Source organism: Vibrio sp. 10N.261.51.C6, from assembly GCF_041471785.1.
Lineage (GTDB): Bacteria > Pseudomonadota > Gammaproteobacteria > Enterobacterales > Vibrionaceae > Vibrio > Vibrio crassostreae_C.
Window position 1 is genome coordinate 1 of sequence record NZ_JBFRPB010000111.1, and the last position, 372, is coordinate 372.

2 tRNA genes are annotated in these 372 nt (G+C 45.2%); both read left to right on the forward strand.

Features of this window, described 5'->3' with window-relative positions:
• Positions 1-59 precede the first annotated feature (59 nt).
• Positions 60-136 (forward strand) — tRNA-Asp (locus AB4375_RS21265).
• A gap of 34 nt (positions 137-170) precedes the next feature.
• Positions 171-247, forward strand: a tRNA-Trp gene (locus AB4375_RS21270).
• Positions 248-372: the final 125 nt, after the last annotated feature.

The following is a 372-nucleotide window of genomic DNA, read 5'->3' on the forward strand; positions in this document are numbered from 1 at the left end:
TTTTAAAAGTGAAGACAAAAAGTTTGAACACTTGTCAGCGACGACAAGTATTCCACTGCGGAGTGGTAGTTCAGTTGGTTAGAATACCGGCCTGTCACGCCGGGGGTCGCGGGTTCGAGTCCCGTCCACTCCGCCACTTATTCAGAGTTTCAGCTCTTTAAAACTGAAATAGGGGTGTAGCTCCAATTGGCAGAGCAGCGGATTCCAAATCCGCGTGTTGGGAGTTCGAATCTCTCCACCCCTGCCATATTTAAGGCTCTAGCAGAAATGCTAGAGCCTTTTTGCTTTCTGGAATTTAATAAATTACAGAAAGTAGCCTGGTATAAACAGCCCATTATACCAATCCGGAAAATTAATACCAATCCGGAAAAT